This is a genomic window from Moritella yayanosii (genome assembly GCF_900465055.1).
In the GTDB taxonomy this organism is placed as follows: Bacteria; Pseudomonadota; Gammaproteobacteria; order Enterobacterales; family Moritellaceae; genus Moritella; species Moritella yayanosii.
Genome location: NZ_LS483250.1, coordinates 4,384,156 through 4,396,367 on the forward strand (window position 1 = coordinate 4,384,156; position 12,212 = coordinate 4,396,367).

Below are 12,212 nucleotides of genomic sequence, written 5' to 3' on the forward strand. Positions count from 1 at the left end.
GGTAGTTGGTATTTACACAGTTCGATATGTTGAACGGTTTTAAATTGGTTTGCTGCATTGGCGATGTAAGTCGCTATTTTTGCACTTTCTGAACTGTGTCGTTGACGATAACTAACTGCATATTAAGTAAACCTTTTTGTTTATTAACGTTTTAATAAAGTAAACGCTTTACTTAAGTTTGTAAAGGTTGAAATTGAAATTAAGTAAATAAAAAAGTTTACTTAATATTTATATCGGTAATAATACTAAGTATGAAAGCATCTGAAGGCACGCCGAATGTGCCTGTAGTCAGGTAAAGCGGAGTCAAAATGAAAGAAAAGACCAGTGAGAAAATTCTTAGCCTATTAAAGATTGAAGGAGCGTTAACCGCAAAAATATTGGCCAGTGAATTAGGGTTAACGACCATGGGCGTTCGCCAACATTTGCAGGCTTTAGAAGATGATGGTGATATTTGCTTTGAAGATAAAAAGGCTGTGCGAGGTCGCCCAACCCGCTATTGGTCACTGACAACGCAGAGTAATAGCCATTTCTCAGATCGCCATGAAGAGCTGACCGTACAGCTTATTGATTCGGTAAAAGTTATTTTTGGTGATGAAGGACTTGAGCAACTTATTGCGCATCGCGAACAAGCGTCATTAGCGCTCTATAGTGGCAAGTTGGCGAGTAAGCCAGATTTACTGGGTAAACTGGAAGCGTTAGCTGAGTTGCGCAGTGAAGAAGGGTATATGGCGACGGTTGTTGATGACGGCGACACTGTTGAGAACAAAACGGTTTATTGGTTGATGGAAAACCATTGTCCTATCTGCGCTGCAGCTTCTAAATGTCTTAATTTTTGTCGTTCAGAATTGAATTTATTTCAAACGTTGTTAGCACCGTATGCAACGGTCGAGCGCGAAGAGCATATTGTCGAAGGGGCAAGGCGTTGTGCCTATAAAGTGACGGCGCTAGAGATAGAATAGATAAGTGATAGCATAAATGTCCACAGTCCACATTAAGCGATTAATGTGGACTGTGGTATTTATAGCTTTTGGACAGTTGGTATAACTATCTGTTCGGCTAACAGATTAGATACTTGCAGCTTCTTTGTCTGTTAAGTAACGCCATTCACCTAATTCTAGTGCTGGATCTAATACGATGTCACCGATCTGTTCGCGATGTAAACCAACTACGCTATTGCCTTGGCTTGCAAACATACGTTTAACTTGGTGATATTTGCCTTCTTGGATGGTAAGCAATACTTCTTGTTCGCTTAAGATCTCTAGTTTAGCAGGTAGGCAAGGTTTGTCTTCGCTACGCAGATGGATACCGGCTGCAAAATCTGCTACTGCTGTTGGTGCGATTGCTTCGGCAAGCTGTACACGGTAACGTTTGTTGCATGCACGCTTAGGTGATGTAACGCGGTGTGACCATTTACCGTCATCGGTGATCAATACTAAACCTGTAGTATCAACATCAAGGCGACCAGCGATGTGTAATTCTTCACGCTTGTCTGCTTCGATTAGATTCATCACAGATGGGTGTTCTTCATCTACTGTTGAGCAAATTACATCTAATGGTTTATGCATCATGATATAACGCGGTGGGCGTTGGCTTAATGATCTACCACCAAACCAAACATCCATGTCTGCTGTTACTTTATAGTCTGCTTTACGTACAACTTCGCCATCAATTTTCACGTTGCTGCGTGCAATCTCACGCTTGGCAAGGGTACGGGTCAGGTTAGTACTTTGGCAAATAAACTTATCTAAACGCATTTATGTTCAACTTTTGTCATGGTGTTATTAGGAATATATCCAAACGAGTCGGTAACCCGTTTGGATATATGGGCTGATTATCTGCCTTTTTCGTTATAAGCGCAAAGTATACTGAACAATAAATACCCCGTCAGACGTCGATAACGTGTCTTGACGTAGTTTGGGTATACTGATTAAGCCGTGAGTAATTCGTTAATACGTGTATCTGCGTTGCTTAATACATCATCTGCCGAGTTCATTGCTACGCCTTCTGCAAAGATAAACTCGATTTCTGGTATACCGATAAACGTAAGTACTTGCTCTAACCACGGTGCTTGATTATCTGCAGGTGTGTTGGCATACAGTCCACCGCGGGTTGCGATCACATAAGTTTTTGGCATTTTCAGTAACGGTTTTGGACCTTCTGCTGTGTAGGTAAAGGTTTTACCTGCACGAGCGATGTGGTCAATCCAAGCTTTCAAGGTTGACGGTACACCAAAATTATACATAGGCACGGCGATAATTAAGATATCACTGTTACTGACTTCGTCAATTAATTGGTCTGATACTGCCGCTGCCGCTTGTTGTTCTATTGTGCGCTCTGCTTCGGGTGTGTGGAATGCACTGAAAATGGCGTCGGTTAAGTGTGGTACTTGCGATATATTGAGGTCGCGATAGGTGATTTGTTGCTGTTGAGCATTATCTACATCTAATTTTTCGATTAGTTTTTTGGCAATCTTTGATGATGTTGAATTGCTGCCTTGTAGGCTACTGTCTATATGTAATACTTTCATTTGTCGCTTCCTCGCTTTATGTTGTAGAGTAAGCTTACGGCAATTAAAAAATTAATTAACCGGGTAAATCAAATCTATATCATCGAAATTTTAGATGAATTGAAACAGCTATTCTTAATTTTTAATTTTATATATGTGTTAAGGAGCATGATGAAAGAGCCAACGGTGAGTTTAGAACAATGGTATATCTTTAAGATTGTGGTTGAGCAGGGCAGCTTTCAGGGCGCGGCAGATTACTTAATTAAAAGCCAAAGTTCGATTAGTTATGCGATCCAGAAACTGCAAGATAACCTGGGTGTGCGTTTGTTTGAACAACAGGGCCGTCGCGCGGTTGTCACCGATATGGGTAAGAAGATGTTGATCCAAGCGGATGAGTTGTTAATGCAAGCGGCAAGTATCGAGCAATTGGCGGGGGAGTATAGTGCAGGCTGGGAGCCGTTGTTAAAAGTGATGACGACGCAACTTTTTCCACAGCAATTGTTAACTGACGTGCTGGTATTATTTGCGCAGCAATGCACGGTGACTAGCATTGATTTTCAGCAAGGTACGTTATCAGGGGTGACGGACGCCGCGACGTATGGCACGGCAGATCTTATTATTAGCAGTCAAATACCCACTGGATTTACGGGAGAGAAATTGTGTCCTGCACAATTATCGCGTTTTGTTCATCATCAGCATCCGTTAGCCTTGTTAAATCGACCATTAACGCTGGCAGAATTAAAGTCCCATGCCCAAATTGTGATGAGTGATTCGAGTTCGCTTCGCAGTGTCGATGCTGGTTGGCTAGGGTCGCAACAGCGTTGGACGGTGAATAATTTTCAGGAGTCGCTTAGCTTGGTTAAACAGAGGTTAGGACATGCGACGTTACCCGTTAACCGCATCCAAGATGAATTAGCTAATGGTGAGCTAGTGGAACTGATCATCGAAGATCATGTGCGCCTTGATTTGTCGTTATACCTGGTATACGCCAATAAAAAAACCTTAGGCGTTGCAGGCTTGCTGTTTGCAAAACTATTAAAACAACAAGCCAAACAATATGTCATTGATATTTAGCTCATGCTAAGTTGCGATACAGACTACTGGCGATCACCCACATAATACCACCGACGGTGATGTTGATAATACGTTGTATTTTGGGTCGGTTGAGCCAGTTCGAAAACTTAGCTGCGCTAAAGGCGAGGCCATAAAACCATAAGGTTGAGGCTAAAATCGTCCCCGCAGTAAAAGCCAATCGGTTATCACCACTAAATTGATTACCGACACTGCCTAACACCACCACAGTATCTAAATACACATGCGGGTTAAGTAAGGTGACCGCCAGCGTTGCCATTACCACCATTTTACGGGATTTATGGGTGCCATCTAACTCAGTTTTTCCGTATTGATACTGCCAGGCACTGCGGAACGACATGGCGCCATAAACCGATAAAAATACAATGCCACCCCAAGTGATAACCTGTAATAAGTCAGGGTTTAATGCCAACAAACTACCGGCACCAAACACACCAGCACTGATTAGCAAGGCATCACATAGAATACAGATACTGGCTGTTAACCAATGATGATTACGCTTGATCCCTTGATTTAAAATATACGCATTTTGCGCGCCGATAGGGATGATCATACTGCCGCCAAGCAGTAGCCCTTGAATTGTTGCTGTTAGCATAATAAACCTCTAGAAGATGAGCTTTGGAGATTACAAAAATTAACGAGATAAGTATAATTAATAATAATTATGATTGATAAGTTAAGCTTATGTGTCGTGCAAGATGACAAGAAGAGGGAAGAGATGGTGGATTACAAATTACTCAATGCGTTACAGGTGGTGATTGAACAGCAAAGCTTTGAACGTGCTGCGAATGTATTGTGTATTTCCCAACCCGCAGTGTCTCAGCGTATTAAGTTATTGGAAGAGTATGTGGCGCAGCCTGTATTGATCCGTAGTCAACCGCTGGTGGCGACGGATATTGGTCAGCGTTTGTTAAAGCATTACAAACAAGTTCAGCATTTAGAAGCAGAATTACTACCCAGCATTAGCGCAACCTCGACAGATAAATCAGTAGTGATGGCGATTGCAGTGAATGCTGACAGTTTAGCAACCTGGTTTATCCCCGCACTCGCACCATTATTAAAACAATATCCCATTGAACTTAACTTACACATCATGGATGAAGCGAGAACATTGGAAAAAGTGAAAGCGGGGGAGGCATTTGGCGCGCTGAGTTTACAAAGCAAGCCCTTGCCGGGTTGTGAAGCGACGCTATTGGGTGAGCTTAATTATGCGCTGGTGGCAACACCTGAGTTCGTGCAGCAGTATCTACCACAGGGGATCACGCAGCAAGCTTTGCGTAAAGCACCTGCGGTTTCATTTGATCACAAAGACGATATGCACATTAAGTTTATCGAGCAGCATTTTAATTTAGCGGGTGGCAGTTACCCTTGTCATATCGTGCGTTCATCAGAAGCGTTTGTCGCCATGGCCAATGCGGGGGTGGCTTACTGCTTGATCCCGGAATTACAAATTGCAGATGAATTGATTTCTGGGAAATTGGTCAGAATAACAGAGACTCATTTAACCATACCACTTTACTGGCATCGTTGGATCCTGTTAAAAGGATTATATAAACAAGTCTCAGAACAGATTATCGCGGCCGCTAAACAAACCATGTAGTGATACGATGGGGGGGGGGCGATAGCGTTAGTACAGGAGATTAGGTGTTAGTTTAACCTGTTTTAGCTTCGATTAAATACTTCGGCGGCATGACGAAAAATAGTACTAATTAGGTTGATGACGGCCTCGATAAGTTCTAGGCTGTTTTGCCCTGTCGCGTAGCCATATAAAACAATCAGCGCTAAAAATATAAAAAAAGGTGACATGGTTTTAATGAATAATTCAAACATGGATAACTCCGCAAGTAAGTTATGTGGGTCGAACACTTCCATGTAAGTAAGCTGAAAGTATAATTGATATTCAAATATTCGCCCGTTTATTCATCTTTTATTCGTGAAGCGAATGACTGACTATGCTCAATAACATAGTCAGTCAACAACATAACCAGTCAAATTTAGCGGTGAGGTTAACGTTGCATCGACGCTTTAATTAACAGCCTGGGCCACAATCCATGCAATGTTTAATCATATCAGGCCCTAGGTGTAGTTTGGCATTGAGATCACGTAATGCTGTTCTAACACCTTCTTCAATGACAGGGTGGTAGAATGGCATGTCTAGCATTTCTGAAACTGTCATTTTTTGTTGATGTGCCCATGCTAATAAATGCGCTAAATGCTCTGCATCTGGGCCTATCATTTCAGCGCCTAAGAACCGACCTGTACCGTGTTCAGCATAAACATGCAGTAATCCCTTGTTACGTAGCATTACACGTGAGCGACCTTGGTTTTCGAACGACACACTACCGGTTTCAAAACAACCACAATTACCTAAACGTGCAATGATCTGTTTATAGGTTTCACCGACCATGGCAATTTGCGGGTCTGTAAATACGGCTGAAATAACGCTGCGGCGCAGACCCGCTCTAATTTGTGGGAAACGACCCGCGTTATCACCGGCAATCCGTGCTTGGTCAGCCGCTTCGTGCAACAGCGGGATCTGGTTACTGGCATCACCAGAAATAAAGATATTTTCTACCGATGTTTGCATGGTGTAATAATCAGCTGTGGGTACACCACGTTCATCTAATTCTAGCGTGGTATTCTGCAGACCTATTTTATCTACATTTGGACGGCGACCAGTCGCAGCAAGTACGTATTCAACATTAACGGTTTGCAGTGCTTGTTTATCATCGAGGTATTTAATTTCGACATGATCACCCTGACGCTTCATGCTTTCTATTTTTACGTCTGCATCAAGGTAGAATTCTTCGTTAAATGTTTTGTTCGCATACGCCATTACTGTCGGGTCGGTTAATGGACCGACTTGACCACCTAAACCGAACATAATAACCTCAACACCTAAGCGTTTAAGTGATTGACCGAGCTCTAAACCAATAACGCCGGGACCAAATACCGCGATTGATTTTGGTAAATCATCCCAGTCAAAGACATCATCATTGATCACTAGGCGATCGCCTAACTCATTCCATACTGCTGGATAAGCAGGACGTGATCCTGTGGCGATCACAATACGTTTGGCGTTAATTTGGGTGTGGTCATCGACGAGTAACGTATTGTTGTTTAAAAATTTTGCGTAGCCAGACACTTTATCGTGCTCTGGGATCTCGTCAACGCCTTCTAAAACAAAGCCAACAAAACGGTCGCGTTCTCGCTTAATTCGCGCCATCACTTCGACACCGTTAATGATCGTTTCACCCTGTGGGTGGATACCAAAACTGGGCGCTTTTTTAATTTGGTGGACACTTTCTGCCGCGGCGATAAGCAGTTTTGATGGCATACAACCAACCCGCGCACAGGTAGTGCCATATGGACCACCTTCGATGATTACGACACTTTCTGAATGTGCTTTTGCTGCGCGGTATGCGCCAAGTCCTGCTGTACCACCACCAATAACTGCTACATCTACATTTATCATCTTCATCATTTAGTCCTAGAAAGCGTATGGCGAAAACGGGTGTCGTTTGTCGCGCTTATTTTAGTGAAAATTTGGGCACGAAGTAGATACCTCGTGTTGATGCCGCTATTATGCACAATAAAGTTAGATAGCTATAATCGATTAAAGTTAATTATTTGATAGGTTGTAGCTATTAACTTGTTGTGTGAGTTTCATCAATGCCATTTGCTAAAACTATCGGATAAATATAGATATTCGTTATTAATCGTAGCTATATGAAAGATAAATCGTTGCTTTTAATTTCGTTTACTTTTGTTTTTTCGTTTAAAGCTTGAAAGTAATTTTTTAAACTGATAATGTAAGTCTATCGTTCATTACTCTTCCGTTATCTGAATGTCTTCATATACGGTGGCATAATGAAAGTAATGAACAACCAAATTATGTTGAATGTACCGTACACATTTAGCGATCCTATATAGTGGTAATCAGTTTTATTGGAGAGAGTTTAATGAAAATCGCACTGATGATGGAAAACAGCCAAGCACCTAAAAATGCAACGGTACTCAATGAATTAACAGCGGTTGCTTCTGAAAAGAATTATTCTGTTTTTAACGTAGGTATGTCAGATGAAAATGATCATCACCTTACTTATGTTCACCTTGGTATCATGGCGAGTATTCTAATCAACTCTAAAGCTGTTGATTTTATTGTGACTGGTTGTGGTACAGGTCAAGGGGCGATGATGTCACTAAACTTACACCCTGGTGTTATTTGTGGTTACTGTCTCGATCCTGCTGACGCGTTCTTATTTTCACAAATTAATAATGGTAATGCATTATCTTTAGCCTATGCAAAAGGCTTTGGTTGGGGGGCTGAATTAAACGTTCGCTATATTTTTGAAAAAGCATTTACGGGTGTGAAAGGTGAAGGTTACCCAATCGAGCGTAAAGCGCCACAAGTTGAAAACGCAGGTATCTTAAGTCAAGTGAAAGCGGCCGTAACAAAAGAAAATTATCTCGATACATTGCGCGCTATTGACCCTACATTGATTAAAACAGCAGTCACGGGCGAGCGTTTCCAACAATGTTTCTTTGATAACTGTCAAGATCAAGAAATTGAAGCCTTTGTACGCGAAATCCTAGCGTAGTTTTAGCTATTCCAAGGTATGGTACTGCTATGATAAGGATATTGTAGTAGTGCTGTTTTATCATCTTTGACGTAAAACCCCGTCATTTATGTCGGGAATGTAAGTCGTTATTGCGAAGCAATAAGCGCTCTGGCCTTTATTCTGTTGACATACAAAGTGACAAGGTCTAAATTTAGAACTTGATACTGGAATTACATACAGTCAAATAGGGTGTTATGTTGAAGTTAATCGCGTACAAATACAGATTTTACCCGAATAACGAGCAAGCAGTCATGCTTTCTCAGACATTTGGCTGTGTACGTGTCGCCTATAATTCAGCATTGGCGTTTTCTAAAGAGCAGCATGAACTAGGCAATAAAACCAATTATAACGATTGGAGTAAGAACCTCACTCAGCTTAAAAAGAACCCCGATTTTTTGTGGCTGAAAGACGTATCAAGCGTGCCCTTACAACAGGCGTTAAAACACCTTAACAACGGTTTTCAGTCCTTTTTTAAGTCAGGGTTTGGTTACCCTAAATTTAAATCAAAGCATAATTATCAATCAGCCAGTTACATGAGTAACGGGTTCAAATGGGATGCAGATAAACAATCATTATTACTCGCTAAAATGAAGCAACCGCTTAAAATAAAGTGGTCGCGCTACTTCACTGGAAAACCAAGTTCACTTACCGTATCCAAGACTAAATCAGGTAAGTATTTTGTTTCAATATTAGTGAAAGAAGCGATAAAACAGCTGCCGATTGTTAATAAAACGGTCGGTGTCGATGTTGGCATTAAAGATTTAGCGATCTGCTCGGATGGCGTTAAATTTAACAACCCGCGCTTAACAAATCGATATGCCCAAAAACTCGCTAAGGCTTCACGAAAATTAGCGAAAAGAAAAAAAGGCTCTCGCAATTTCAAAAAGCAAAAGCTTGTTATTGCTAAGATCCACGAAAAGATAGCGAATTCCCGTAGAGACTTTACGCATAAAATGACGTCGACACTTATAAACGAAAACCAAGTGATAGGGATCGAGTCATTGAAAGTCAAAAATATGGTGAAAAATCGCAAGTTGGCAAAGCATCTCCATGATGCTAATTTCGGTGAAATAGCAAGGCAGTTAGAATATAAGGCTGATTGGTACGGGCGTAAATTATCAGCTATTAGCCAGTGGTTTCCTTCGTCTAAAATGTGCAGCGAGTGTGGTGCGTTATACGCTGGGCAGTGGTCATTAGCGATCAGGACGTGGACTTGCGCATGCGGCGCTGTTCACGATAGAGATCATAATGCTGCTATCAATATCCATAAAGAGGGATTAAGACTAGCAGCTTAAATAATTTGTGGCGGTAGGTAGTACCGACACGTTAAATGCTTGTAAGAGGTTTTAGAAGACTAACGCAATTTAATATTGCAATGCCTAAACCGTAGACGACAAGAATCCCCTTGCTTTAGCTAGGGGGTACTTCAATTTTTCACTGTTATAAGCATCAATAAAGATGAGCAATTTGGTTGCTAAACGACTCGCTCACCTCTTCTTCAAGGGGTTAAATTATGCGCCTTGTGGTGGTGTAAACGCGGTTAAACTTGGTGCTTTACCTGTGTATTTTTCAATTTTCACTAGTGATGAATTAGCCGCACAACCATTGGCTAGCTGTGATGTCGGAATATCATTAGTCAACACGTTTGGATTACCATTTTTACAGATACCATTTGGTTTATCTAAATCCAGCCAAGCCCCTTCATGGATACAAACAGAACCTTGTTTGATAATATTGGCGACTAAAGCGCCAACTAATACTTCACCACGATGATTAAAAGCGCGTACTAAATCACCATGTTTGATCCCGCGTGCGGCGGCGTCTGCAGGGTGTATGGTGATCGGCTCACGATTAGCAATCGCATAGAGTTCACGTAGTTTTGCATAATTTAACTGACTGTGTAAACGATGTGCAGCATGTGATGTCATTAACTGTAATTCACCTTCTTTAGCGCTACCTACCCATTCGGTTGGTGCTAACCATGTTGGGTGAGCAGGGCAATCTTGATAGCCGTAACCTTCGATGGTTTTAGAGAAGATCTCTATTTTACCACTTGGTGTACCTAACGGGTTCATGATCGGATCTTTACGGAATGCGGCATGACGAACAAATTTAGTGTTCTTTTTATTCACTTTCATTTCAATAAGTTCGTTTTTCTTCCAGAATGAACCAAACTTAGGCATATATACACGTGCTTTTACTGCGCCTTTTTGTGCTTGTGTATAGAAACCTTTCAGCCAATCCATTTCTGACTTACCTTCAGTAAATACGTCACGGCCACCGGGTTTAATTAATTCAGCCATATCTGCAAATACGTCAAAATCATTACGAGCTTCAAATTGTGGTTTAACCACCTGCTTCATCGGAATCAGATGTTGATTGCTGTAGTCACCTGTCATGGTAAGATCATTACGTTCGAAAGAAGTAGTGATCGGCAAGACGATATCTGCGTGTTTTGCCGCAGCTGTCCAATAGGGTTCTGAGATCACGATCATTTCAGGCTTTTGCCAAGCTTTAATCAGACGATTAACGTCTTGATGATGGGTGAAGTTACCGCCGCCTGCCCACCAGATCATTTTGATATCAGGAAAACTCAGTTCATGGCCATTATGTTGGTATTTTTTATTTGGCGATTCTAAGGCTTCGACAATGCGAGCAACAGGGAGGCTATTTACTGCTCCAGATACCGCCCAATCATTACCTGCTGATGAACCACCGCCGAGAGTGGATGAAATTGCAGGAAGTATGCCACCGTTACGAGTCGGGTTGCCACCATTAGAATAATGGTAAGATAAACCAAAACCACCCCCTTCTAGACCTATTTGACCAAGCATAGCGGCGAGTGTTGCCATCATCCAGTGCTTTTGCTCACCATACTGCTGGCGCTGCATACCCCAGCCGCCCATCAGCATAGTACGGTTTTGACTGAATATATTTGCTAATGCTTCGAGTTGTTTAACGGATACGCCGCAGATATTCTCTGCCCAAGCTGCCGTTTTAGCAACACCATCTTTTTTACCTAATAAATATTCTTCAAATTTATCATACCCAAACGTATATTTAGTTAAGAAGTCTACATCATGTTGTTTTTTAGAGACTAAGGTATGGGCGATACCCAGCATCATTGCCACGTCAGTACCGGGATGAGGGGCAACCCACAGTGCTTTATCCCCAAAGAACTCAATGGTTTCTGATTTCATCGGGTCGATAGCGATAATAGTTTTACCTGATTTTTTCAGTTTGTGGAAGAATTCTAATCCCGATTCATCTGTTGAGCTCCAAGCAATTTTAAGGGTGTTTAATGGGTTGATACCCCACATAACCACCACATCACTGTGCTCTAAAATAACAGGGTGGGTTGTCTGTTGCTCATACACTTCAATTGAGCCCATTACGTGCGGCATAATAACTTGTGCCGCACCTGTTGAATAATCTCCTAAATGACCTGAGTAACCGCCAGCCATACTCATGTAGCGTTGTAGTAATGTTTGGGCTTTGTGTAACACGCCACTTGAACGCCAGCCATATGAACCAGCAAAAATTGCAGCTGGGCCATGTTCGTTACGAATTCGAGATTGTTGCTCGTGGATCAATTGATATGCTTTGTCCCAAGATACGCGAACAAATTCATCGTTACCACGTTTACCATCTGGTTTACCTGGTGTTGCTAAGAAGCCTTTACGTACCATAGGGTATTTGATACGGGCTTGAGTATGGACTTGGTCGGCAGCCGTTGTTTGCAAGCTGTTAGGCACTGTTTTTGCTAGTGCGCCTTTGGATGAAACAATGCGGCCATCTTTCGTTTTAACTTGCATTGCTCCCCAGCGACCTGCAGTCAGGATCGGAGAGTCTTTGCCTTTTGCTGCAAATGCGGGCAGCGGTGTTACTGACGTAATCGCTGCAGCACCAGTTGTTAATACTGCGCTTTTGAGAAATCCACGACGAGAAAATCCAGTCATAATTCTATTCCTTATCATTATATTTGACGTAAT

The 12,212-nt window shown here is 42.0% G+C and carries 11 protein-coding genes; 5 read left to right on the top strand and 6 right to left on the bottom strand.

The genetic code is table 11. From position 1 onward, the window contains the following. The first annotated feature begins 308 nt into the window (after positions 1–308). On the top strand, positions 309–959 hold the full coding sequence (locus tag MORIYA_RS20480) for a helix-turn-helix transcriptional regulator (RefSeq protein WP_112718264.1): 651 nt from the start codon (positions 309–311) through the stop codon (positions 957–959). Positions 960–1,064: 105 nt separating this feature from the next. On the opposite strand, the gene rsuA is transcribed toward MORIYA_RS20480, so the two are convergent. After that, complete coding sequence (gene rsuA, locus MORIYA_RS20485) at positions 1,065–1,754, bottom strand: 16S rRNA pseudouridine(516) synthase RsuA (protein ID WP_112718266.1); 690 nt, start codon at positions 1,752–1,754, stop codon at positions 1,065–1,067. Between the two features lie 173 nt (positions 1,755–1,927). Then, positions 1,928–2,527, bottom strand: a complete 600-nt coding sequence (locus MORIYA_RS20490) for an FMN-dependent NADH-azoreductase (protein WP_112718268.1) — start codon at positions 2,525–2,527, stop codon at positions 1,928–1,930. 150 nt (positions 2,528–2,677) lie between these two features. On the opposite strand from MORIYA_RS20490, the gene MORIYA_RS20495 reads away from it, so the two are divergent. Further along, entirely contained in the window at positions 2,678–3,580 is a 903-nt protein-coding gene (locus MORIYA_RS20495) for a LysR family transcriptional regulator (protein WP_232011699.1), read from the top strand. 1 nt (position 3,581) lies between these two features. Here the strand turns inward: MORIYA_RS20495 and MORIYA_RS20500 are convergent, their stop codons facing one another. Then, on the bottom strand, positions 3,582–4,193 hold the full coding sequence (locus MORIYA_RS20500; RefSeq protein ID WP_112718272.1) for a LysE/ArgO family amino acid transporter: 612 nt from the start codon (positions 4,191–4,193) through the stop codon (positions 3,582–3,584). Between the two features lie 69 nt (positions 4,194–4,262). Between MORIYA_RS20500 and MORIYA_RS20505 the strand changes: the two genes are divergently transcribed. Beyond that, a complete protein-coding gene (locus MORIYA_RS20505; protein WP_174216948.1) occupies positions 4,263–5,198 on the top strand; it encodes a LysR family transcriptional regulator ArgP in 936 nt (311 codons plus the stop codon). Positions 5,199–5,260: 62 nt separating this feature from the next. Here the strand turns inward: MORIYA_RS20505 and MORIYA_RS20510 are convergent, their stop codons facing one another. Both MORIYA_RS20510 and MORIYA_RS20515 read right to left on the bottom strand, forming a co-directional pair. Further along, complete coding sequence (locus tag MORIYA_RS20510; RefSeq protein WP_232011700.1) at positions 5,261–5,428, bottom strand: chromosome replication initiation inhibitor protein; 168 nt, start codon at positions 5,426–5,428, stop codon at positions 5,261–5,263. A gap of 199 nt (positions 5,429–5,627) precedes the next feature. Next, positions 5,628–7,079, bottom strand: a complete 1,452-nt coding sequence (locus MORIYA_RS20515) for a dihydrolipoyl dehydrogenase (RefSeq protein WP_112718276.1) — start codon at positions 7,077–7,079, stop codon at positions 5,628–5,630. 481 nt (positions 7,080–7,560) lie between these two features. On the opposite strand from MORIYA_RS20515, the gene MORIYA_RS20520 reads away from it, so the two are divergent. Next, positions 7,561–8,199, top strand: coding sequence for an RpiB/LacA/LacB family sugar-phosphate isomerase (locus MORIYA_RS20520; protein ID WP_112718278.1), 639 nt, complete (start codon positions 7,561–7,563; stop codon positions 8,197–8,199). A 215-nt stretch (positions 8,200–8,414) separates the two neighbouring features. Then, on the top strand, positions 8,415–9,515 hold the full coding sequence (locus MORIYA_RS20525) for a transposase (protein ID WP_232011701.1): 1,101 nt from the start codon (positions 8,415–8,417) through the stop codon (positions 9,513–9,515). A gap of 216 nt (positions 9,516–9,731) precedes the next feature. Here MORIYA_RS20525 and MORIYA_RS20530 read toward each other — a convergent pair whose 3' ends face one another. Continuing rightward, positions 9,732–12,179, bottom strand: coding sequence for a trimethylamine-N-oxide reductase 2 (locus MORIYA_RS20530; RefSeq protein ID WP_112718280.1), 2,448 nt, complete (start codon positions 12,177–12,179; stop codon positions 9,732–9,734). Between the last annotated feature and the right edge of the window lie 33 nt (positions 12,180–12,212).

Coding starts and splice junctions, on each gene's coding strand:
- MORIYA_RS20525 (WP_232011701.1), top strand. CDS start 8,415: ATGTTGAAGTTAATCGCGTACAAATACAGATTTTACCCGAATAACGAG.
- MORIYA_RS20530 (WP_112718280.1), bottom strand. CDS start 12,179: ATGACTGGATTTTCTCGTCGTGGATTTCTCAAAAGCGCAGTATTAACA.
- MORIYA_RS20510 (WP_232011700.1), bottom strand. CDS start 5,428: ATGTTTGAATTATTCATTAAAACCATGTCACCTTTTTTTATATTTTTA.
- MORIYA_RS20515 (WP_112718276.1), bottom strand. CDS start 7,079: ATGAAGATGATAAATGTAGATGTAGCAGTTATTGGTGGTGGTACAGCA.
- MORIYA_RS20520 (WP_112718278.1), top strand. CDS start 7,561: ATGAAAATCGCACTGATGATGGAAAACAGCCAAGCACCTAAAAATGCA.
- rsuA (WP_112718266.1), bottom strand. CDS start 1,754: ATGCGTTTAGATAAGTTTATTTGCCAAAGTACTAACCTGACCCGTACC.
- MORIYA_RS20495 (WP_232011699.1), top strand. CDS start 2,678: ATGAAAGAGCCAACGGTGAGTTTAGAACAATGGTATATCTTTAAGATT.
- MORIYA_RS20505 (WP_174216948.1), top strand. CDS start 4,263: ATGATTGATAAGTTAAGCTTATGTGTCGTGCAAGATGACAAGAAGAGG.
- MORIYA_RS20480 (WP_112718264.1), top strand. CDS start 309: ATGAAAGAAAAGACCAGTGAGAAAATTCTTAGCCTATTAAAGATTGAA.
- MORIYA_RS20490 (WP_112718268.1), bottom strand. CDS start 2,527: ATGAAAGTATTACATATAGACAGTAGCCTACAAGGCAGCAATTCAACA.
- MORIYA_RS20500 (WP_112718272.1), bottom strand. CDS start 4,193: ATGCTAACAGCAACAATTCAAGGGCTACTGCTTGGCGGCAGTATGATC.